The following is a 20,838-nucleotide window of genomic DNA, read 5'->3' as shown; positions in this document are numbered from 1 at the left end:
CCGCAAATGTGTGCCTGCACTGCCCCCAGCGAATCCCGTACTGCCCCCAGCGAAGAGGGAGAGCCAATGACGGCCCTGTCGGTCAAGGTGGACGGAGTCAAGTACTCCGACGACGTCGAACCCCGGATGCTGCTGGTGCAGTATCTCCGCGAGCGGCTGGGGAAGGTCGGGACGGTGATCGGTTGCGACACCAGTAATTGCGGGGCCTGCACCGTCCATCTGAACGGCCGGAGCGTCAAGTCGTGCTCGGTGCTGGCCGTGCAGGCGGACGGGGCCGAGGTGACCACCGTCGAAGGGCTGGCCACGGGCCGGGATCTGCACCCGATCCAGAAGGCCTTCCACGAATGTCACGCCCTGCAATGCGGGTACTGCACCCCCGGAATGATGATGCAGTCCATTTCCCTGCTGACCGAGAATCCGCACCCGACCGAGCATGAGATCCGAGAAGGCCTGGAGGGCAACCTCTGTCGATGCACCGGATATCAGAACATCGTGGCCGCGGTACAGGCCGCGGCGGAGGAGATGGCACTGGCCACCGCCGGCGCCGCTCCGGCCGACGAGGCGGGTGAGCCGGCATGACGGCCACCCTGGACGCTCCGCCGACGGGCCCGGCCGAGATCGGGAAGGACCGCCGCCGCAAGGAGGACGCACATCTGATCACCGGCCGCACCCGCTGGACCGACAACATGGTGCTGCCGGGAATGCTGCACCTGGCCTTCCTCCGTTCGCCCTATGCGCACGCCAGGATCAGTTCGATCTCGGTCGCGGCGGCAGCGGACGCGCCAGGCGTGGTGGGCGCCTGGTCCGGGGCCGATTTCCCCGAGCAGGGCGGTCTGCCCTGCGCCTGGCCCATCACGGCGGACATGAAATCGCCGGTACGCCTGCCGATCGCGGTGGACAAGGTGAACCACGCCGGCGAGATCGTGGCCGTCGTCGCCGCGCGGACCAAGGCCGAAGCGGTCGATGCCGTCGAGCTGATCGAGGTCGACTACGAACCGCTGCCGGTCGTACTGGACATGGAGGTCGCCCTGGCCGAGGGGGCCGCCCTGGTCCACGAGGAACTCGGTACGAATCAGAACGCCGTGTGGGTCTTCGACTCCGGTTCGGCCGGCACCGGCGGCAACGTGGTCGACGTCCTGGAGGCGGCTGCGTCCGACCCGGATCAGGTGGTGGTGGAACGCGTCTTCCGGCAGCAGCGGCTGATCCCGGCGTTCATGGAGCCCCGCTCCACCGTGGTCGATCCGACGTCGGAGCAGATCACCATGTGGTCGGCGACGCAGATCCCGCACGTGCTGCGGGTACTGATCGCCCTCTCGCAGGGCATCCCCGAGCACAAGCTGCGCGTCATCGCCCCGGACGTGGGCGGCGGGTTCGGCGGCAAGCTGCAGGTGACGCCGGAGGAGATCGCCACCCTGATGGTGGCGCGACGGCTGAACAAGCCGGTCAAGTACACCGAAACCCGCTCCGAATCGCTGATGTCGGCCCATCACGGGCGGGACCAGATCCAGCGGCTGAAGCTCTCGGCCCGGCGGGACGGCACCATCACCGGATTCGATGTCGACCTGCTGGCCGACATGGGCGCGTATCTCGGCACGGTCGGACCCGGTGTGCCGATCCTCGGGGCGTTCATGTTCAACGCCATCTACAAGATCCCGGCCTACCGGTTCACCTGCACCAACGTGTTCACCAACAAGACGCTCACCGACGCCTACCGTGGGGCCGGGCGGCCCGAGGCGACCTTCGGGGTCGAACGGATGATGGACGAGCTGGCGGTCGAACTCGGTATGGAACCGATGGACCTGCGCCGCAAGAACTGGATCACCCACGAGGAATTCCCGTTCACCACCGTCTCCGGCCTGACCTACGACTCGGGCAACTACGAGGCGGCCACCGCCCAGGCGATGGAGCTGTTCGACTACGACGGCCTGCGGACGGAGCAGGCGCGGCGCCGGTCGTCCGGCGACCCGGTGCAACTGGGCATCGGCATGTCCACCTTCACCGAGATGTGCGGCCTGGCCCCGTCCCGCGTCCTCGGGTCGCTCTCCTACGCCGCCGGCGGGTGGGAGTCGGCCTCGATCCGGATGCTGCCGACGGGCGGGGTCGAGGTGATCACCGGTGCCTCGGCCCACGGGCAGGGTCACGAGACGGCCTGGTCCCAGATCGTGGCCGACCAGCTCGGTGTCCCGTTCGAGAGTGTCGAGGTGATCCACGGTGACACCCAATCGGCCCCGAAAGGCATGGACACCTATGGTTCCCGATCGCTGGTGGTCGGCGGAGTGGCGATCGTCAAGGCGGCCGAGAAGGTGGTGGCCAAGGCCAAGGTCATTGCCGCCCACCTGATGGAGGCGTCCGCCGATGACCTGGAATTCGCCTCCGGCAAGTTCACCGTGCGCGGCACCGACACCTCGATGGGAATCGGCGAGATCGCGTTCGCCGCGTTCGCCGCGCACAACCTGCCGGACGGGATCGAACCGACGATCGATGCCGACGCCACCTTCGATCCGGACAACTTCTCCTACCCGCACGGAACTCATCTGTGCGCAACGGAAGTCGACACGCAGACCGGGAAGGTGACGATCCGCTCCTACGTCTGCGTGGACGACATCGGGGTGGTGGTCAACCCGCTGATCGCCGACGGTCAGATCCACGGCGGTCTGGCCCAGGGCATCGCCCAGGCGCTGTACGAGGAGGCCCAGTACTCCGAGGACGGTCAGCTCACGTCGGGCACGTTCGTGGACTACCTGGTGCCAACGGCGGCTGATCTGCCGTCGTTCACCACCGGCCGTACGGTCACCCCGTCCACCACGAATCCGTTGGGCGCCAAGGGTGTCGGCGAGGCCGGCACCATCGCCTCGACGCCGGCCGTGGTCAACTCGGTGATCGACGCGATCCGTCATCTCGGCGTCAAGGACGTCGAGATGCCGTGCTCACCGCAACGGGTCTGGCGGGCCATCCACGACGCGCAGGCCGGTTCCTCGTCGGGTGAGTCGGCGCCGGTCGCGGCCGGCCCGGCCGAAGGCGTGCTGTCCACTGGTGTTCCGACGGAAGGTGCCTGATGATTCCCTCGTCATTCGACTACGTCGCCCCGGACTCGGTGGACGCCGCGATCGCCGCTCTGGTCGAGGCCGGCGACGAGGCCAAGGTGCTGGCCGGCGGCCAGTCCCTGGTGCCGGTGCTCCGGCTCCGGCTGGCCGCTCCCGGTCTGATCGTCGACCTCCGCCGGATCACTGAGCTGACCGGAGTCCGACGTGACGGCGCGGACGTGGTGATCGGGGCGATGACCACGCACCACGATGTGGTCACCGATCCCGTTGTCGGGGAGCACTTGTCGCTGCTGGCCAAGACGGCGGCGACGGTGGCCGACCCGCAGGTCCGCCACCGCGGGACCCTGGGCGGGGCCTTGGTGCACGCCGACCCCGCAGGTGACCTGGGCGCCGTCGCGGTCGCCCTGGACGCGGTGTTCGAGCTCGCCGGGCCGTCCGGTCGCCGCTCGGTGGCTGCGGCCGACTTCTTCCAGGACTACTTCACGACTGCGGTGGCCGAGGACGAGTTGCTGGTGGCGATCCGTTTCCCGTCGTACGCGGGCTGGGGGGCGCACTACGAGAAGTTCACCCGGGTCGCGCAGTCGTGGTCGATCGTCTCGGTGGCGGCGGCGATCAAGGTCACCGGCTCGGTGGTGACGCAGGCCCGAGTCGGGTTGACCAACATGGGCCCTGTGCCCCTGCGGGCCACCGCGGTCGAGGCCGCCCTGGTCGGCGGACCGGCCACGGCCGATGCCATCCGGGCCGCCGCGGCCTCGGCGGCCGAGGGCACCTCCCCGGTCGACGACACCTCGGCCGCCGCCGACTACCGCGAGCACCTGGCTCGGGTCCTCACCGAACGCGCCGTCCTGGCCGCCGTCGGCTGACCCCGCCCCATCCGGCCCTCGTTCGGCGCACGCCGGCCGTCGTTCGGCCCACACAGGCCGTCGTTCCGCGCATACCGGTCGTGGTTCCGCGCATACAGGTCGTGGTTCGGCGCATACAGAACTGCCCGGCGCAGGCCGAACTGCCCGCATTCCGCCCGTTGGTGCGGACTTCGGGCACTTCTGTCTGCGCCGCCGGCGTCGACCCCGATTTTCCGACTCGCAATGGTCGATGTACCCTCTGGCCATGACGCCTCGCTGGTTTACCTATTTTGAGTTGGCTCTGGAGGAGACAACCGCCTAGCGCGACCGCGAGCACTCCAGAGCCACAAGGCAGGGACACGATGTCCCTGCCTTTCGTCGTTTCCAAGACGGGCTGGCCTGGACATCCCGTCGTGACCCAGAGGGATGAAATGTCACCACAAACATCGGACCTGCGGATCAGCAGCTTCGAACCGTTGCTGTCCCCGGCCGTGCTGCGGGACGCCCTCCCGCTGTCCGCCGCCGGCGAGAACAGCGTGTCCGCCTCGCGCCGCGAGGTCGAGGCGATCCTGACCGGGACGGACGATCGGCTGCTGGTCGTCGTCGGTCCGTGCTCGGTCCACGACCCGGTGGCCGCCCTGGACTACGCCCGCCGGCTGGCCCCTCTGGCCCGGGAACACGCCGACGCCCTGCTGATCGTCATGCGGGTGTACTTCGAGAAGCCCAGGTCCACCGGCGGCTGGAAGGGTCTGATCAACGACCCGCACCTGGACGGCACGCATGACGTGGCGCAGGGGCTGCGGATGGCCCGGTCGCTGCTGCTGGACATCGTCGAGCTGGGCCTTCCGGTGGGCTGCGAGTTCCTCGAACCGACCAGCCCGCACTACATCGCCGACGCGATCAGCTGGGGGGCGATCGGAGCTCGCACCACCGAGAGCCAGATCCATCGACAGTTGGCGTCGGGGATGTCGATGCCGATCGGGTTCAAGAACGCGACCGACGGCGATGTCCAGGTCGCCGTGGACGGGGCCATGGTCGCCGGGCAGTCGCAGGTGTTCTTCGGGATCGATGAGGACGGCCGTGCGTGCGTGGTCTCGACCTCGGGCAACGAGTACGGCCACGTCATCCTGCGGGGCGGTAAGGCGGGCCCGAACTACTCCGCGGCTGCGATCCGCGCGGCGGTGACGTTGATCGAGAAGGCCGGGCTTCCCGGACGGGTCGTCGTCGACGCCAGTCACGCCAACAGCGGCAAGGACCACGTTCGTCAGGTCGGGGTGGCCGGTGAACTGGCCGCGCAGGTGGCGGCGGGCGAGCCGATCTCCGGGATCATGCTGGAGAGCTTCTTGCAGCCGGGGCGGCAGAACCTCACCGATGCCGGCCTGACCGGTCTGGTGTTCGGCCAGAGCATCACCGACGCGTGCATGGGCTGGGACGACACCGCAGTGGTGCTGGCCGAGCTCGCTGCCGCGGCCCGCACCCGAGCCGCGCTGACGTCAGGACCGGCCCTCGCCGCGCGCTGACGGGTTGACGCCCGGACGGGTGGGTCGGCCAAACGGGTCGCCCGGACGGGTCGGCCGGTTCCGGACCGCGTGGATCAACTTCGTCGGTCGCCCGTGGACCGCGTGGATCAACTTCGTCGGCGTGGATCAACTTCGCCGCTGTGGGACTCAAGTGACGCGAGTGGTCACTTTCGTCCATGCCTGCGAAGTTGATCCACGCCGATCACGGGGCCGACGGTAGGGCTACTGCAGGGCGGGGATGACCTCGGACTCGAAGAGTTCCTGGCCGGAGGTGTCGTAGGCCAGTTCGGGGAAGTTGACGATGGCGTACGTCATGCCCAGCTTCCGCATCTCCTGCAGGTTCTCGACGATCTGCTCGGGCGTGCCGATGCCGGCCCCGGTGGCGTTCTGGGCGACGGCCGCCGCGGCCCGCTCGGCCCCGATCTGCTTGGTGTAGTGGTCGAGCAGCCAGGCCTTGCGGTCATCGACCTCGGCCTGGTTGCGGCCGATCGCGATGTTGTAGTTCGCCGAGCGGGTGATGGCCGCGAAGTCGGTGCCGACGTCCGCGCAGTGCGCCTCCAGCAAGGCTGATTTGGCCGCGAAACCTTCTGGGGTGCCGTCGAAGTTGGTGTACTGCGCGTACTTGGCGGCGATCTTCAACGTCACCTTCTCGCCGCCGCCGGCGATCCACATCGGAATGCCGCCCTCCTGCAGCGGCAGCGGTCGCACGATGGCCCCGTCCACCTGGTAGAACTTGCCGTCCAGGGTGGCCGAACCGGTGGACCAGGCCTGCTGCATGATCTGCACGCCCTCGTCCAGTGCGCGGAGCCGATCCCCGGCCTTAGGGAAGCCGTAGCCGTAGGCCCGCCACTCGTGCTCGTACCACCCGGCGCCGATACCCATCTCGGTTCGACCGCCGGACACGATGTCCACTGTGGCCGCGACCTTGGCCAGGTAGGCCGGGTTCCGATACGCCATGCAGGTGCACATCTGGCCCAGCCGCACCCGCGAGGTGGAGGCGGCGAACGCGGCCATCAACGTCCACGCCTCGTGGGTGGCCTGGTCGGTCGGCACCGGCACGGTGTGGAAGTGGTCGTACACCCAGATGGATTCCCACGGCCCGTCGTCCGCGCGCTTGGCCAGGCGCGACATCGTGGCCCACTGCTCGGCCGGCTCGATGCCGACCAGATCCAGGCGCCAGCCCTGCGGGATGAACGTTCCGAACCGCACACTCTGCTCTGAGGAGGTCATGTCACAAACGGTACCCAGTGCGAATCGGCCGAATCCGGCGGGTCCCCGGCGCCGGCGACCGTTCACCTGGTGAGGGTCGGCAACACGGTGGAAACTGACACAGGGCAGGATCATGCGATCGGGTCGACGAACACCAGGAGGCGTGAATGACGGTGGTACGAGCAGCCATCACCCAGACGACGTGGACCGGCGACAAGGAATCGATGATCGCCAAACACGAGCAGATGGCGCGCGCCGCCGCCGCCGACGGGGCGCAGGTCATCTGTTTCCAGGAGCTGTTCTACGGCCCCTACTTCGGCATCATCGAGGACGCCAAGTACTACGAGTACGCCGAGACGATTCCCGGCCCGACGGTCGACCGGTTCCAGGCCCTGGCCCGGGAGCTGAATCTGGTCATGGTGCTGCCGATCTACGAGGAGGCCATGCCGGGCCTGTACTACAACACCGCCGTGGTGATCGACGCCGACGGCACCAATCTGGGCCGGTACCGCAAGCACCACATCCCGAACCTGCCGCAGTTCTGGGAGAAGTTCTACTTCCGGCCGGGCAACGGTGGCTACCCGGTGTTCGACACGGCGGTCGGCAAGATCGGCGTCTACATCTGCTACGACCGCCATTTCCCGGAGGGCTGGCGAGAACTGGGCCTGAACGGGGCGCAGATCGTGTTCAACCCGTCGGCGACCAAACCCGGCCTGTCCAACCGGCTCTGGGAGCTGGAGCAGCCGGCCGCGGCGGCGGCCAACCAGTACTTCATCGGCGCCAACAACCGCGTCGGAACCGAGTCCGACGAATTCGGCGACCAAGCGGTCACCTTCTACGGCTCGTCGTACTTCGTCGACCCGCGCGGCAACTACGTCGGCGACGTGGCCAGCCCCGACCAGAGCGAGATCGTCATCCGGGACCTCGATCTCGACGTGCTCCGCGAGGTTCGCAACGCCTGGCAGTTCTACCGGGACCGCCGCCCGGAAACGTACACCGCGACGGTCACGCAGTAGGGGAGGGCCGACATGAAGACGCTGATCACCGGCGGCACCGTGGTCAACTCCACCGGAACGGTCGCGGCCGATGTGCTGATCGACGGCGAGACCATCGCGGCCGTCCTGAGTCCCGGCTCCAGCCTGCTCGGCTTCGATGTCGCCGCCAATGTCGACACGCTGATCGACGCCACCGGCAGGTACGTGATCCCCGGTGGCATCGACGCCCACACCCACATGGAGATGCCGTTCGGCGGGACGTTCGCCAGCGACACCTTCGAGACCGGGACCCGCGCGGCGGCCTGGGGTGGCACCACCAGCATCGTCGACTTCGTGGTCCAGTACGCGGGCGAGAACGTGATCGACCAGTTCAACCTGTGGCACACCAAGGCGGCCGGGAACTGTGCCATCGACTACGGATTCCACCAGATCCTCTCCGATGTCCAGGATTCGTCGCTGACCGCCATGGACGAGTTGCTGGCCGAAGGGGTGTCCAGCTTCAAGCTGTTCATGGCCTACAAGGGAGTGTTCCTGTCCGACGACGGGCAGATCACCAAGGCGATGCAGAAGGCCGCGTCGAACGGCTCGATGATCATGATGCACGCCGAGAACGGCAGCATCATCGACCTTCTCGTGCAGCAGGCGATCGCCGCGGGCAACACGTCGCCGTACTACCACGGGCTCACCCGGCCCTGGCAGGCGGAGGAGGAGGCCACGCACCGGGCGATCATGATGGCCAACCTGACCGGCGCACCGCTCTACGTGGTGCACGTCAGCGCCAAGCAGGCGGTGGAGCAGATCGCCGCGGCCCGCGACCAGGGGCAGAACGTCTTCGGCGAGACGTGCCCGCAGTACCTCTACCTGTCGCTGGAGGAGCAGCTCGGGGCGCCGGGATTCGAAGGGGCGAAGTGGGTCTGCTCGACTCCCCTGCGGTCGCGGGCCGAGGGGCACCAGCACCACATGTGGCAGTCCTTGCGTACCAACGACATCCAGATGGTCTCGACCGACCACTGCCCGTTCTGCATGAAGGGGCAGAAGGACATGGGGATCGGCGACTTCTCCAAGATCCCGAACGGTATCGGCTCGGTCGAACATCGGATGGACCTGCTGTTCCAGGGCGTCGTGGACCGGCAGATCACGCTGGAGCGGTGGGTGGAACTGACCTCGACCACGCCGGCCCGCATGTTCGGGATGTACGGGCGCAAGGGCGTCATCCAGCCCGGCGCCGACGCCGATGTGGTCATCTACGACCCGAAGGGCCACACGTCGATCGGGGTCGGCCGGACGCACCACATGAACATGGACTACTCGGCCTGGGAGGGCTTCGAGATCGACGGTCACGTCGACACCGTGCTCTCCCGGGGCAAGGTCATCGTGGACGGCAACCAGTACGTCGGGACCAAGGGTGACGGCCGGTACTTCAAGCGTGGTCTCTCGCAGTACCTGATCTAGTCCGGCGTTCGACCCCAGTCCCTTTCGATTCTGCGCAGCCCTCGACCGACAGGCCGGAGAACCCATGCAATTCGGTGCCGTACTGCAAACCAATCCGCCCGCCTCCCGGACGGTGTACCTGGCCAAGCTGGCCGAACAACACGGGTTCGACTACGCCTGGACGTTCGACTCGCACCTGCTCTGGCAGGAGCCGTACGTCATCTACAGCCAGATCCTGTCCGAGACCCACCGCATCAAGGTCGGTCCGATGGTGACCAATCCGGCCACCCGGGACTGGACGGTCATCGCCTCGCTGCACGCGACCCTGCACGAGATGTACGGGAACCGCACGATCTGCGGGATCGGCCGGGGTGACTCGGCGGTGCGCGTCACCGGCGGGGCGCCGACCTCGCTGAAGACGTTGCGGCAGGCCATCCACGTGATCCGTGAGCTCGGCAACTCCCGGTCGGTGGAGCACAACGGCACCCAGTTGCAGTTCCCGTGGAGCATCGGGTCGGAGTTGGAGGTCTGGGTCGCGGCTTATGGCCCGCTGGCGCTGAAGCTGGCCGGGGAGGTCGGCGACGGCTTCATCCTGCAACTGGCCGACCTGGACATCGCCGAGTGGATGATCGGCGCCGTCCGGGCGGCGGCCGAGAAGGTCGGCCGGGACCCGATGGCGATCAAGTTCTGCGTGGCCGCCCCGATGTACATCGGGGACGACTGGGCGCACATGCGCGACCAGTGCCGTTGGTTCGGCGGCATGGTCGGCAACCACGTGGCCGACATCGTGGCCAAGTACGGCGACGGAGCGTCCGGCGGCTCCAGCGGGGCCGCCGTTCCGACGGCGCTCACCGACTACATCAAGGCCCGTGAGGGCTACGACTACAACCAGCACGGACGCAGCGGCAACACGCACGCGATGTTCGTCCCGGACGACATCGTCGACCGGTTCTGCCTGCTGGGCACCGCCGCCGACCACATCGAGAAGTTGAAGGCGCTCAAGGAACTCGGTGTCGACCAGTTCGCCGGATACCTGCAGCACGACAACAAGGAGGAGACCCTCCGGGTCTACGGCGAGACGGTGATCCCGGCGCTGCGCGATCACATCGTCGCCCAGCGGTCGGCCGACTGACCGAGCGCGAGCCGCGCGGTCAGACCAGCCCGAAGGCCCGAGCCTCGTGGTCGGTCATCAGGCGTGACCGGATCAGGAACCGGACCCCCTCCGGGGCCTCGACCGAGAACCCGCTCCCGCGTCCGGGCACCACGTCGACCGTCAGGTAGGTGTGCTTCCAATACTCGTACTGCGACACCGACATCCAGAACGGCACCGGCCGTTCCAGTCCGGGGACGGTGAGGTCACCGAGGTGGATGTCGGCGTCGCCGGTGAGGAAATCCCCGTCGGGGTAACACATCGGGGAGGACCCGTCGCAGCAGCCACCGGACTGGTGGAACATCAGCGGCCCGTGCCGCTCGGTCAATGTCACCAGCAGACCCGCGGCGGCCGGGGTCAGGCCGACGCGGGTCTGCGGTACCTCGACGGGCTCATCGAGATCGGTCACGATCTAGAAGAATCCGAGCGCGTTCGGGGAGTACGAGACGAGGAGGTTCTTCGTCTGCTGGTAGTGATCGAGCATCATCCGGTGGTTCTCCCGGCCGATGCCGGAGGCCTTGTAGCCGCCGAACGCCGCTCCCGCCGGGTACGCGTGATAGCAGTTGGTCCAGACCCGGCCGGCCTGGATCCCACGGCCGGCCCGGTAGGCCCGGGCGCCGTCGCGGCTCCACACCCCGGCGCCCAGTCCGTACAGGGTGTCGTTGGCGATCTTGAGGGCGTCGGCCTCGTCGTCGAACCGCGTCACCGATACCACCGGGCCGAAGATCTCCTCCTGGAAGATCCGCATCGAGTTGTTGCCCTCGAAGATGGTCGGCTGCACGTAGTACCCACCGGCCAGGTCCCCGCCCAGGTCGGCCCGCGCCCCGCCGGTGAGTACCTTGGCGCCTTCCTGCCGGCCGATGTCCAGGTAGGACAGGATCTTCTCGAGCTGGTCGTTGGACGCCTGGGCGCCGAGCATGGTGGCGGTGTCCAGCGGGTTGCCCTGGACGATCTTCTCCACGCGCTGCACCGCGTCGGTCATGAACTTGTCGTAGATCGTCGACTGGATCAGCGCCCGCGACGGGCAGGTGCAGACCTCGCCCTGGTTCAGGGCGAACAGCGCGAAGCCTTCCTGGGCCTTGTCGTAGAACGCATCCTGCTCCGCGGCGACGTCCTCGAAGAAGATGTTGGGGCTCTTGCCGCCGAGTTCCAGCGTCACCGGGATGATGTTCTGGCTGGCGTACTGCATGATCAGCCGGCCCGTGGTGGTCTCACCGGTGAAGGCGATCTTGGCGATCCGGCTGGACGACGCCAGCGGCTTGCCGGCCTCGACGCCGAAGCCGTTCACGATGTTCAGCACGCCGGCGGGCAGCAGGTCGCCGATCAGTTCGGCCACCTTCAGGATCGACCACGGGGTCTGCTCGGCCGGCTTGAGCACCACGCAGTTGCCGGCGGCCAGGGCCGGCGCGAGCTTCCAGACGGCCATCAGGATCGGGAAGTTCCACGGGATGATCTGCCCGACGACGCCCAGCGGCTCGTGGAAATGGTAGGCGACGGTCTCCTCGTCGAGCTGAGTCAGACCGCCTTCCTGGGCGCGGATGCAGCCGGCGAAATAGCGGAAATGGTCCACGGCGAGCGGGATGTCGGCCGCCAGGCACTCCCGGACGGGCTTGCCGTTCTCCCAGCTCTCGGCGACGGCGATCATCTCCAGGTTCGCCTCCAGCCGGTCGGCGATCCGGTTCAGGATGTTGGCCCGCTCGGTGGCCGACGTCCGGCCCCAGGCCGGGGCGGCGCCGTGGGCGGCATCCAGGGCCAGTTCGATGTCCTCGGCCGTGCCGCGCGCCACCTCGGTGAAGGTCTTGCCGTTGACCGGCGACAGGTTCTCGAAATAGGCACCCTTGACGGGAGCGACCCACTCGCCGCCGATGTAGTTGTCGTAGCGGCTCTGAACGGTGACGATACTGCCGGGCTGTCCGGGCGGGGTGAATACAGACATCGCGCGACCTCCTTGTCTTACCGCCCGGGCGTCGATCGGCCGGGCGGTCGCGGTTGGTGACAGCCCGTGCGATCCGGGCCTGGGCCGACGGTAGGAGAGGGCACGCTGCAACAACGCTGCAAGCTCAGAACCGGTGGGTGACCCCGAGTTCCACGTCCAGCCGGTTCGCCTCGGCCGCGGCCAGGAGGCGGAGGGGCGAGGTGCGCGGCAGCAGCTCGGCCTGGCGTCGCCACACCACGACATCGTCGGCGCCCCACCGAGTTCTGGTCCAGGACGCCATGAGATCGGGGACCCCCGATGCGAGCACGGCGGCTCGCAGCCGGCGGTGCAGGCCTTCGCGCACCTCGATCACCCCCGGCGCCTCGGAGTAGGGCAGCAGCGGGCCGCGGTAGCCGGCCACGGCCTCGGCGACCCGGTCGCGGTCGAGGTCGGCCTGGACCCGTTGCCAGTCGCCGTCGACCCGGGCCGTCAACCGGTACGGGCGCGACTCGAGCACGTCGGGGCCGAGCAGGGTCCGCAGCCGGGTCAGCTCCGAGCGCATCGTCGAGGAGTGGACGTCGTCCGGATAGACCTGGATCTCGAGCTGTTCGCCGGTCAGCCCGGACGGCGCCGCCATCAGCAGCACCAGGATCTCGCTGTGCCGCGGGCTGAGCCGGACGGTGCGGCCGCCCACGGTGACGCTGCAATCCGGCCGTCCCAGGGCCTCGACGTCCAGCCGGGGACGCGCCGGTCGCCCGACCGATCCGCTGCGCCCCGAACCGGGCCCCGGCCGGGCGGGGGACTCCACCGCACTGATCCGGGCCAACTCGATCTCGGCCATGCGGGCCGCTGCGCGCACCATCCCGAGCGACTGCGGCGACGCCACGTCCCCTCCGCCGGTGATGTCCAGAACGCCCAGGATGGCCTGCGTGTCCGGGTCGTGGATGGGGGCGGCGGCGCAGCTCCAGTGCTGGACGCTGCGGTTGAAGTGCTCGCCGGCGCGGATGATCACGGGCGCATCCAGGCGCAGGGCGGTGCCGGGCGCGTTGGTGCCGGCGGTGCTCTCGTCCCACGAGGCGCCCTCGGCGAAGTGGATCGCCTCGGCCTTGCGCAGCATGTCGGGCCGGCCGCAGACCCAGAGCAACTGACCCTTCTCGTCACCGAGGGCCATGACGCACCGACAATCCTCGGCGAATCGGCCCAGGACGTCGTAGAGCAGGGGGAAGACGCGGGACAGGAGATGCTCCCCGCGGTAGTCGGCCAGCTGGGCGTCGTCCAGCGTGACCGGTGGCAGTGAGCGCTCCGCGTTGATGCCGGCGTCAAGGGACCGGCGCCAGGATTCCGCCACCAGATCCCGGATGCCGGACCCCACCGCGCCGGTCTCCAGGAAGACCGAATGCGCGCGCAGCAGGTCCCGTTGCCCAGGCCCGTTCCGCGACATACATCCAGTAAACCGTGCGCGGGCGCGGAGCGTCGGCGAGCTGTTCCGCAATCTCGGGTTCATCGGGGCCATTCGTTCGCAAGTGCGGTACTAGGATGCCGAACATGACGCAATTCCGAATCGCCGAAGCGGCTGGCCTGCTCGGCGTCAGCGACGACACCGTGCGTCGCTGGATCGATGGCGGCACCCTGGCCGCGGTCAAGGACGGCGCCGGCCGCTCGGTGGTCGATGGTCCCGTGCTGGCCGCCTTCGCGCAGAGCCACGCCCACGCGGTGGCCGACCCGTCCGGGGTCGGGAGGTCGGCCCGCAACCAGTTCGTCGGACTGGTCACCTCGGTGGTCAGCGACAAGGTGATGGCCCAGGTCGAGATCCAGTGCGGGCCGCACCGGGTGGTCTCGCTGATGAGCAGTGAAGCCGTGCGCGAACTGGATCTGCAGGTCGGCTCGCTGGCCGTGGCCGTCGTCAAAGCCACCACGGTCATCGTGGAAACCCCGAAAGGACGATCGTGAGCAGCCGTCGTAGCAATCTGACCCGGTTGGTGAGCGCACTGGCGGTCGCCTCCCTCGCGCTGAGCGCGTGCTCGTCCGCCTCGGGCTCGTCCACCCCCGGCTCGTCGTCCGGTTCGGACTCGTCGGTGGCCGGTAGTGCGGCCGGTTCGTCGGCTCCGGCTCTGTCCGGCACGTTGAAGGTCGACGCGGCCGCCTCGCTAAAGAAGACGTTCGACAAGTTGTCGGCCGAATTCGAGAAGGAGCACCCGGGCGTCAAGGTGATCGCCTCCTACGACGGCTCGGCCGTGCTGGCCACCCAACTGATCGGCGGAGCGCCGGTCGACGTGTTCGCCTCGGCCGACGACAAGAACATGACCAAGGTGACCGACCAGAAGCTGATCACGTCCAAGCCGGTCGAATTCGCGACCAACCGGCTGCAGATCGCGGTCGCCCCCGGGAACCCGAAGAAGATCACCGGTCTGCAGTCGCTGACGGCGTCCGATCTCGCCGTCGACCTGTGTGCCGTGGCGCAACCCTGCGGCGCCGCCGCCCGGACCGCACTCGCCGCCGCCGGTGTCTCGGTCAAGCCGGTCAGCCAGGAATCGAGCGTGACGGCGGTGCTGACCAAGGTCGAATCGGGCGACGCCGACGCCGGCCTGGTCTACCGGACCGATGTGCTGGGGGCGGGAGGCAAGGTCACCGGGCTGGACTTCCCGGAGGCGGCCAAGGCGGTCAACCACTATCCGATCGCCGCCCTGGACGCAGCCCCGAACGCCGCCGCGGCGAAGGCGTTCATCGCGCTGGTGACCGGGGCGCAGGGCCGCAAGGTGCTGGCGTCAGCCGGCTTCGGCGCTCCCGGCGCGTGAACCGACCGGCCGCCGCGGGTACGCGAGAATGACCGCGTGAGCCAGTCCGACCTCGGCGCCCGGAGCGTTCCCCGGCTGCTCATCGTCCCGGCCGTGGTCGGGGTGCTGTTCCTGCTGATGCCCCTGGTCGCGCTGGTGGCCAAGGCCGACTGGCCCGCCCTGCCGGCCGCGATCACCTCGCAGACCTCGCGGCAGGCCCTGTGGCTGTCGCTCCGCTGCGGGGTCGCCGCCACCGTGCTCTGCCTGATCCTGGGCGTCCCGATGGCCATGCTGATGGCCCGGTCCGGCGGACGGTGGGTGGTGCTGCTGCGCGGGCTGACCACGCTGCCGCTCGTCCTGCCCCCCATGGTGGGCGGCATCGCGCTGCTGTACCTGCTGGGCCGGGGCGGTCTGATCGGCCACTACATGTTGACCACGATCGGGCAGATCCCGTTCACCACCACCGCTGTGGTGATCGCCGAGGCGTTCGTGTCGCTGCCGTTCCTGGTGCTGTCGCTGGAAGGGTCGCTGCGCACCGCCGGCACCCGGTTCGAGGTCGTCGCGGCCACGCTCGGCGCCGGGCGATGGACGGTGTTCCGCCGGGTGACCCTGCCCCTGGTCGGGCCGGGTCTGATCTCGGCCACGGTGCTGTGCTTCGCGCGCGCCCTGGGCGAGTTCGGGGCCACCGCCCTGTTCGCCGGCAACTACCCAGGCATCACCCAGACCATGCCGCTGGCCATCTACGAGGCGTTCAACGGGGCCGGCGTCGACCAGGACTCGGCCATCGCGATGTCGCTGCTGCTGGTTCTGGTGTCCGCGGTGATCCTGGTCCTGATCCGGCCCTGGCGCTTTCCGGGCATCCGATGAGCGACCTGCAGGCCGACTTCGCGCTGGCCCGCGCCGAATTCGTCGTCCGGGTCGCCTTCGAGGTGCCGGCCGGCGAGTCGGTGGCCGTCCTCGGACCGAACGGGTCGGGCAAATCGACCGTGCTCGGCGTGCTGGCCGGCCTGGCCGCACCCGACTCCGGGCAGGTCCGGCTCGGCGGCCGGGAGCTGACCGGTCCGTCGACGGCCGTCCCGGCGGAGCACCGCCGGGTCGGTCTGATGGGCCAGGACCCGCTGCTGTTCCCCCACCTGTCGGCGCTGGAGAACGTGGCCTTCGGGCCCCGGTCGCAGGGCCGGACGCGGGTCGCGGCCCGGGCGGCGGCCGGGGAATGGCTGGACCGGATGGGGTTGGCCGGTCTGGAGAGCCGGCGCCCGGCGCAGCTCTCCGGGGGACAGCGCCAGCGGGTCGCCCTGGCCCGGGCCCTGGCCGCCGAACCCGATCTGCTGCTGCTGGACGAACCGCTCGGTGCCTTGGACGCGCAGACCGTCCCGGAGATCCGTCAGGTGCTCCGTACCCACCTGCGGGACACCGGGACCACCAGCATCCTGGTCACCCACGACGTGCTCGACGCCGCCGTGCTGGCCGATCGGGTGCTAGTGCTCGAGCGTGGCCGGATCGTCGATGACGGGCCGACCGGGACGGTACTGACCGCGCCCCGCAGCTCCTTCGGAGCCACCCTGGCCGGACTGAACCTGGTGCCCGGCACCGTTTCCGCCTCCGCGGCCGAAGGTGAGCCGGTCTCGATCCGCACCGGTTCCGGTCTGATGCTGGCCGGGGTCGCCGCGGCCGGGCTCCGGGCCGGCGACCACGCGGCGGCGGTATTCCGGCCCGCGGCGGTCGCCGTCTTCCTCGACGCGCCCGGCGGCAGCCCGCGCAATCACTGGCCGGCCACCGTCCGGTCGCTGGAGCCGGCCACCGCGGCCGTGAGATTACGCACGACCGGGCCGGCGGACATCGCCGTCGATGTGACTCCGGCGGCCGTGGCCGAGCTCGGGATCGGCCCGGGGGCAGCCGTTTTCCTGTCGATCAAGGCGACCGAGGTGACCATCCACTCCCGCTGACGCCGGGGCGGGTGAGGGCACCCGGCCGGCTGGCCGGTAGGGGATGATGAGTCGGTGACCGAACCGATCCAGGATGACCCGACCGTTCGCCCGATGCCCCAGGCCGCGCAGTGGTCGTACCTGATGGACATGGATGGCGTGCTCGTCCACGAGGAACACATGATTCCCGGGGCCGGCGAGTTCATCGCCGAGTTGAACGAACGCGGCACCAACTACGTCGTCGTCACCAACAACCCGATCTACACCCGGCGTGATCTGCGGGCGCGGCTGCTGGCCACCGGGCTGGACATCGCGGAAGACCGCATCTGGACCTCGGCCCTGGCCACCGCCCGGTTCCTGCACAGCCAGCGTCCGGGCGGCACGGCCTATGTGATCGGTGAGGTCGGGCTGACCACGGCCATGCACGAGGCGGGCTACGTCCTCACCGACCGCGATCCCGACTACGTGGTGCTGGGCGAGACCAGGACCTACTCGTTCGAGGCCATCACCACCGCGATCCGGCTGATCGACAAGGGTGCCCGGTTCGTCTCGACCAACCCGGACGCCACCGGTCCGAGCCGTCAGGGTCTGCTGCCGGCGGCCGGCGCCGTGGCCGCGTTGATCGAGAAGGCCACGGGCAAGAAGCCGTACTTCGTCGGCAAGCCGAACCCGCTGATGATGCGCAGCGCCCTGCGGGCGATCGGCGCGCACTCCGAGTCGACGCTGATGATCGGGGACCGGATGGACACCGACGTCATCGCCGGGCTCGAGGCCGGCCTGGCGACAATTCTTGTGCTCAGCGGCATCTCGACCCTGAATACGGTGGAGCAGTACCCGTTCCGGCCGTCGTTGATCATCGACAGCGTCGCCGACCTCATCGGCCACACGGCCGACCCGTTCCGCTCGTAGCGGGACCGGCGGGCGGTTCGCAGCCAGAGGGCGAGGTGGCGGGGCGGGTATCCGGAGGCCAGGATGGACGTGTGACCCAGCGCACTGCGCGGGACACTCGGTCAGGAAGGACCCAACGATGCTGTCCTCTTACTCCAGCTCCACGTCCACCAAGCCGCTGCTCGGCGACACCATCGGCGAGAATCTGCAGCGGGCGGTCGACCGATGGCCGGACCGCACCGTGCTGGTGGACGTCGCCGCCGGAAAGTCCTACACCTATGCCGAATTCGGCGCACTGAGCGACGCCCTGGCCCTGGCGCTGCTCGCCGACGGGGTGAAGGTCGGCGACCGGGTCGGTATCTGGTCCCCGAACTGCGCGGAGTGGATGATCACCCAGTACGCGACGGCCAAGATCGGGGCGATGCTGGTCAACATCAACCCGGCCTACCGGACCCACGAGCTCGACTTCGTCCTCCACCAGGCCGGGATATCCGTCCTCGTCTCGGCCCGGTCCTTCAAGGCCAGCAACTACGCCGCGATGATCACCCAGGTCCGCGACCGCTGCACCGCGCTCCGCCGGATCGTCTACATCGGCGGCGACTTCGACGAGATGCTCGCCGCCGGGGCGACTCTCGATCGGACCCGGCTCGATCAGATCCAGCTCGGAGCCGACCAGCCGATCAACATCCAGTACACCTCCGGCACGACCGGGTTTCCCAAGGGCGCGACGCTCTCGCACCACAACATCCTGAACAACGGCTATTTCGTGGGTGAGGGCTGCCGGTACACCGAGCAGGACGTCATCTGCGTCGCGGTGCCGCTGTATCACTGTTTCGGCATGGTGATGGGCAATCTGGCCGCCACCTCGCACGGAGCCTGCGTCGTCTATCCGTCGCCCGGATTCGACCCGGAGGCGACCCTGGCCGCCGTAACCGACTATCGCTGCACCTCCCTGTACGGCGTACCCACCATGTTCATCGCCGAACTGGCCCTGCCCAACGTCGCCGACTACGACCTGTCCAGCCTGCGGACCGGGATCATGGCCGGCTCGCCGTGCCCGGTCGAGGTGATGAAGCGGGTGATCGCCGAGTTCGGCATGAGCGAGGTCACCATCTGTTACGGCATGACCGAGACCTCCCCGGTCTCGACGCAGACCGCCGTCGACGACGGGATCGAGGAACGGACGTCGACGGTGGGGCGGACGCATCCGCACCTGGAGTCGAAGGTGATCGATCCGGGCACCGGGCTCACCGTGCCGCGGGGAACCCCGGGGGAGCTGTGCACCCGTGGCTACTCGGTGATGCTGGGTTATTGGGAGCAGCCCGACAAGACGGCCGAGTCGATCGACTCCGCCCGGTGGATGCACACCGGTGATCTGGCCGTGATGACCGAGGCCGGTTACCTCAACATCACCGGGCGGATCAAGGACCTGGTCATCCGGGGCGGCGAGAACGTGTACCCGCGGGAGGTGGAGGAATTCCTGTACCAGCACCCGGACATCGTGGACGCCCAGGTGATCGGGGTGCCCGACGCCCGGTACGGGGAGGAGCTGATGGCCTGGATCCGGATGCGCGACGGCGCCCCGCCGCTCACCGCCCAGGACGTCCGCGACTTCTGCGACGGGCGGCTGGCCCACTACAAGATCCCGCGCTACGTGCACGTCGTCGACGAATTCCCGATGACCGTGACCGGCAAGGTCCGGAAGGCTCAGATGCGAGAGGAATCGGTCGGCCTGCTCGGGCTGCAATCGGTGGCCGCGACGACCACGGCCTGATCAGATCCGCGCGATCCGGGCGGCGCGGCGGTCGGAGTCGACCGCGCCGCGGTGGCCCCGCAGGAACTGCCGGCGCCGCTTGCGGCGCCGCCGCAGGACGGGCACGGCGAGCAGTAGACCGACCAGTGCCCCCACGGTGTTGGACGCGATGTCGGGCCAGGAAGCCACCCGGTGGGGCAGGAGCAGCAGCTGGACGAGCTCGATCAGTCCGGACCCCAGCGCCGCCGCCGCCACCACGAGGTAGTTGTGGCGACGCATGGCCAGCGCACCGAGGTAGCCGAGCGGCAGGAACATCACCACGTTGGCCAGATTCTGGATCAGGCCGAAGGAGATCCAGTCGGGGAGGCCCCGCTCGTGCTGGCGCCGCAGGAACGCCTCCAGGGCGCTCTGTCCGCTCGGGTCGGGCGGCCCCGGCCAGAAGACGATGACGGCCACGACCGCCACGATCACCAGCAGCAGGGCGCCGGCGGCCCGCCGAGCGGCGAGATCGAGGCGAGCGGGATCGGCCGTCGGCGGCCGGCCGCCGCCCTCCAGGGTCGGCTGGGGGTCCGGCCCGGGGGTCTGGACGCTCATCATGACCATCGTAGAGGCGGCGGATGGGGGGCGATCGGACCGTTTCGACCACTATCCGTGATCGGAATCACAAGACTCGTAACGTTGCGGTCACCTTCCGGCCTCAGCTGCATGCGACGCCCGGTTCGGTCTCTGGCCGCGCTTACCCTGAAATCGTGAGCTTCACCGTTGGTTTCGACCTCGACATGACCTTGATCGATCCCCGAGAGGGGATGATCGAGGTCTTCGCCGTTCTGGCCAAGGAGTTCCGGATTCCGTTGGACGGCGTCGGATTCGTCAGCCGGCTCGGGCCGCCGCTGAGCCATGAACTGGCCCGGTACGACCTCGACGAGAAGACCATCGCCGCTGTCATCGCTCGTTACCGCGCCATCTACCCGGCCATCGCCATCCCTCGGACGGTGCCCATGCCGGGTGCGGTCGCCGCTCTGAACTCGGTCACCGCTCGGGGAGGCCGGGCCGTCGTCGTGACCGCCAAGTTCGGGCCGACCGCCCAGGCCCACCTCGACCTGATGGGCGTGACCGTCGAGGCCGTCATCGGGGACCTGTGGAGCACCGGCAAAGCGGTCGCCCTGCAGGAGTACGGCGCCGAGGTCTACGTCGGCGATCACCTGGGTGACATCACCGGGGCCCGCGCGGCTGATGCTCTCGCCGTCGCCGTGGCCACCGGGCCGATCAGCGCCGCCGACCTGGCCGCGGCCGGGGCCGATGTGGTGCTGGGTGATCTGACCGAGTTCCCGCAATGGCTCGATTCGTACCTTCTGGCCACCGTTCACTGACCGACGGCTGACGTCCCGCCGG

General features: G+C 68.9%; 19 protein-coding genes. 14 read left to right on the top strand and 5 right to left on the bottom strand.

What is annotated here, in order from left to right:
• The first annotated feature begins 66 nt into the window (after nt 1-66).
• The 4 genes from BLS97_RS03910 to BLS97_RS03895 all read left to right on the top strand — a co-directional run bounded on the left by BLS97_RS03910 (nt 67) and on the right by BLS97_RS03895 (nt 5,406).
• Nucleotides 67-579 (top strand): (2Fe-2S)-binding protein, encoded by a 513-nt coding sequence (locus BLS97_RS03910; RefSeq protein ID WP_090474680.1) that lies wholly within the window; start codon nt 67-69, stop codon nt 577-579.
• Nucleotides 576-3,056, top strand: a complete 2,481-nt coding sequence (locus tag BLS97_RS03905) for a xanthine dehydrogenase family protein molybdopterin-binding subunit (protein WP_090474679.1) — start codon at nt 576-578, stop codon at nt 3,054-3,056. The genes BLS97_RS03910 and BLS97_RS03905 overlap by 4 nt, the downstream gene beginning before the upstream one ends.
• Nucleotides 3,056-3,907: an FAD binding domain-containing protein gene (locus BLS97_RS03900; RefSeq protein ID WP_090474678.1), complete on the top strand. Its 852-nt coding sequence runs from the start codon at nt 3,056-3,058 to the stop codon at nt 3,905-3,907. The genes BLS97_RS03905 and BLS97_RS03900 overlap by 1 nt, the downstream gene beginning before the upstream one ends.
• 410 nt (nt 3,908-4,317) lie before the next feature.
• Nucleotides 4,318-5,406: a 3-deoxy-7-phosphoheptulonate synthase gene (locus BLS97_RS03895; RefSeq protein ID WP_090474677.1), complete on the top strand. Its 1,089-nt coding sequence runs from the start codon at nt 4,318-4,320 to the stop codon at nt 5,404-5,406.
• A 222-nt stretch (nt 5,407-5,628) separates the two neighbouring features.
• Here the strand turns inward: BLS97_RS03895 and BLS97_RS03890 are convergent, their stop codons facing one another.
• Nucleotides 5,629-6,615: an LLM class F420-dependent oxidoreductase gene (locus tag BLS97_RS03890; RefSeq protein WP_090481254.1), complete on the bottom strand. Its 987-nt coding sequence runs from the start codon at nt 6,613-6,615 to the stop codon at nt 5,629-5,631.
• A 167-nt stretch (nt 6,616-6,782) separates the two neighbouring features.
• Here BLS97_RS03890 and BLS97_RS03885 point away from each other — a divergent pair, with 167 nt between their 5' ends.
• The 3 genes from BLS97_RS03885 to BLS97_RS03875 all read left to right on the top strand — a co-directional run bounded on the left by BLS97_RS03885 (nt 6,783) and on the right by BLS97_RS03875 (nt 10,173).
• Entirely contained in the window at nt 6,783-7,631 is an 849-nt protein-coding gene (locus tag BLS97_RS03885) for a nitrilase-related carbon-nitrogen hydrolase (protein WP_090474676.1), read from the top strand.
• A 12-nt stretch (nt 7,632-7,643) separates the two neighbouring features.
• The gene (gene hydA / locus BLS97_RS03880; RefSeq protein ID WP_090474675.1) at nt 7,644-9,062 is read left to right on the top strand and encodes a dihydropyrimidinase; all 1,419 of its coding nucleotides are present in this window, start codon (nt 7,644-7,646) and stop codon (nt 9,060-9,062) included.
• A gap of 64 nt (nt 9,063-9,126) precedes the next feature.
• Nucleotides 9,127-10,173: a TIGR03842 family LLM class F420-dependent oxidoreductase gene (locus tag BLS97_RS03875; RefSeq protein WP_090474674.1), complete on the top strand. Its 1,047-nt coding sequence runs from the start codon at nt 9,127-9,129 to the stop codon at nt 10,171-10,173.
• A 19-nt stretch (nt 10,174-10,192) separates the two neighbouring features.
• On the opposite strand, the gene BLS97_RS03870 is transcribed toward BLS97_RS03875, so the two are convergent.
• The 3 genes from BLS97_RS03870 to BLS97_RS03860 form a co-directional block, all read right to left on the bottom strand.
• Nucleotides 10,193-10,600, bottom strand: coding sequence for a DUF779 domain-containing protein (locus BLS97_RS03870; protein WP_172832204.1), 408 nt, complete (start codon nt 10,598-10,600; stop codon nt 10,193-10,195).
• Nucleotides 10,601-10,603: 3 nt separating this feature from the next.
• Nucleotides 10,604-12,127, bottom strand: a complete 1,524-nt coding sequence (exaC, locus tag BLS97_RS03865) for an acetaldehyde dehydrogenase ExaC (RefSeq protein WP_090474672.1) — start codon at nt 12,125-12,127, stop codon at nt 10,604-10,606.
• Nucleotides 12,128-12,251: 124 nt separating this feature from the next.
• Nucleotides 12,252-13,547 carry a GAF domain-containing protein gene (locus BLS97_RS03860; protein WP_090474671.1) on the bottom strand — a complete coding sequence of 432 codons (1,296 nt, stop codon included), beginning with the start codon at nt 13,545-13,547 and terminating at the stop codon, nt 12,252-12,254.
• Between the two features lie 104 nt (nt 13,548-13,651).
• Between BLS97_RS03860 and BLS97_RS03855 the strand changes: the two genes are divergently transcribed.
• The 6 genes from BLS97_RS03855 to BLS97_RS03830 all read left to right on the top strand — a co-directional run bounded on the left by BLS97_RS03855 (nt 13,652) and on the right by BLS97_RS03830 (nt 19,467).
• Nucleotides 13,652-14,056, top strand: a complete 405-nt coding sequence (locus tag BLS97_RS03855) for a TOBE domain-containing protein (protein ID WP_090481251.1) — start codon at nt 13,652-13,654, stop codon at nt 14,054-14,056.
• Nucleotides 14,053-14,901 carry a molybdate ABC transporter substrate-binding protein gene (gene modA / locus BLS97_RS03850; RefSeq protein WP_231988341.1) on the top strand — a complete coding sequence of 283 codons (849 nt, stop codon included), beginning with the start codon at nt 14,053-14,055 and terminating at the stop codon, nt 14,899-14,901. Before BLS97_RS03855 ends, modA begins: the two co-directional genes overlap by 4 nt.
• A gap of 36 nt (nt 14,902-14,937) precedes the next feature.
• Nucleotides 14,938-15,747: an ABC transporter permease gene (locus tag BLS97_RS03845; protein WP_231988340.1), complete on the top strand. Its 810-nt coding sequence runs from the start codon at nt 14,938-14,940 to the stop codon at nt 15,745-15,747.
• The gene (locus tag BLS97_RS03840) at nt 15,744-16,826 is read left to right on the top strand and encodes a sulfate/molybdate ABC transporter ATP-binding protein (RefSeq protein WP_090474669.1); all 1,083 of its coding nucleotides are present in this window, start codon (nt 15,744-15,746) and stop codon (nt 16,824-16,826) included. The genes BLS97_RS03845 and BLS97_RS03840 overlap by 4 nt, the downstream gene beginning before the upstream one ends.
• A 93-nt stretch (nt 16,827-16,919) precedes the next feature.
• Nucleotides 16,920-17,714 (top strand): HAD-IIA family hydrolase, encoded by a 795-nt coding sequence (locus BLS97_RS03835; protein ID WP_090481245.1) that lies wholly within the window; start codon nt 16,920-16,922, stop codon nt 17,712-17,714.
• Nucleotides 17,715-17,832: 118 nt separating this feature from the next.
• The gene (locus BLS97_RS03830) at nt 17,833-19,467 is read left to right on the top strand and encodes an AMP-binding protein (RefSeq protein WP_090474668.1); all 1,635 of its coding nucleotides are present in this window, start codon (nt 17,833-17,835) and stop codon (nt 19,465-19,467) included.
• On the opposite strand, the gene BLS97_RS03825 is transcribed toward BLS97_RS03830, so the two are convergent.
• The gene (locus BLS97_RS03825) at nt 19,468-20,040 is read right to left on the bottom strand and encodes a VanZ family protein (RefSeq protein ID WP_157695159.1); all 573 of its coding nucleotides are present in this window, start codon (nt 20,038-20,040) and stop codon (nt 19,468-19,470) included. It lies immediately after the preceding gene.
• Between the two features lie 155 nt (nt 20,041-20,195).
• Here BLS97_RS03825 and BLS97_RS03820 point away from each other — a divergent pair, with 155 nt between their 5' ends.
• Nucleotides 20,196-20,816: an HAD family hydrolase gene (locus BLS97_RS03820; RefSeq protein WP_090474666.1), complete on the top strand. Its 621-nt coding sequence runs from the start codon at nt 20,196-20,198 to the stop codon at nt 20,814-20,816.
• Nucleotides 20,817-20,838: the final 22 nt, after the last annotated feature.

Source organism: Nakamurella panacisegetis (assembly GCF_900104535.1).
Classification (GTDB): Bacteria; Actinomycetota; Actinomycetes; order Mycobacteriales; family Nakamurellaceae; genus Nakamurella; species Nakamurella panacisegetis.
Note: the sequence above shows the minus strand (reverse complement) of the source record. Positions and strands in the feature narration are given on the sequence as shown.

What these genes read in the sequence shown, in the direction of transcription:
- BLS97_RS03830 (WP_090474668.1), top strand. Translation starts at nt 17,833, where the DNA reads ATGCTGTCCTCTTACTCCAGCTCCACGTCCACCAAGCCGCTGCTCGGC.
- BLS97_RS03875 (WP_090474674.1), top strand. Translation starts at nt 9,127, where the DNA reads ATGCAATTCGGTGCCGTACTGCAAACCAATCCGCCCGCCTCCCGGACG.
- BLS97_RS03885 (WP_090474676.1), top strand. Translation starts at nt 6,783, where the DNA reads ATGACGGTGGTACGAGCAGCCATCACCCAGACGACGTGGACCGGCGAC.
- BLS97_RS03895 (WP_090474677.1), top strand. Translation starts at nt 4,318, where the DNA reads ATGTCACCACAAACATCGGACCTGCGGATCAGCAGCTTCGAACCGTTG.
- hydA (WP_090474675.1), top strand. Translation starts at nt 7,644, where the DNA reads ATGAAGACGCTGATCACCGGCGGCACCGTGGTCAACTCCACCGGAACG.
- BLS97_RS03860 (WP_090474671.1), bottom strand. Translation starts at nt 13,547, where the DNA reads ATGTCGCGGAACGGGCCTGGGCAACGGGACCTGCTGCGCGCGCATTCG.
- BLS97_RS03910 (WP_090474680.1), top strand. Translation starts at nt 67, where the DNA reads ATGACGGCCCTGTCGGTCAAGGTGGACGGAGTCAAGTACTCCGACGAC.
- BLS97_RS03825 (WP_157695159.1), bottom strand. Translation starts at nt 20,040, where the DNA reads ATGAGCGTCCAGACCCCCGGGCCGGACCCCCAGCCGACCCTGGAGGGC.
- BLS97_RS03840 (WP_090474669.1), top strand. Translation starts at nt 15,744, where the DNA reads ATGAGCGACCTGCAGGCCGACTTCGCGCTGGCCCGCGCCGAATTCGTC.
- exaC (WP_090474672.1), bottom strand. Translation starts at nt 12,127, where the DNA reads ATGTCTGTATTCACCCCGCCCGGACAGCCCGGCAGTATCGTCACCGTT.
- BLS97_RS03835 (WP_090481245.1), top strand. Translation starts at nt 16,920, where the DNA reads ATGCCCCAGGCCGCGCAGTGGTCGTACCTGATGGACATGGATGGCGTG.
- BLS97_RS03900 (WP_090474678.1), top strand. Translation starts at nt 3,056, where the DNA reads ATGATTCCCTCGTCATTCGACTACGTCGCCCCGGACTCGGTGGACGCC.
- BLS97_RS03855 (WP_090481251.1), top strand. Translation starts at nt 13,652, where the DNA reads ATGACGCAATTCCGAATCGCCGAAGCGGCTGGCCTGCTCGGCGTCAGC.
- BLS97_RS03905 (WP_090474679.1), top strand. Translation starts at nt 576, where the DNA reads ATGACGGCCACCCTGGACGCTCCGCCGACGGGCCCGGCCGAGATCGGG.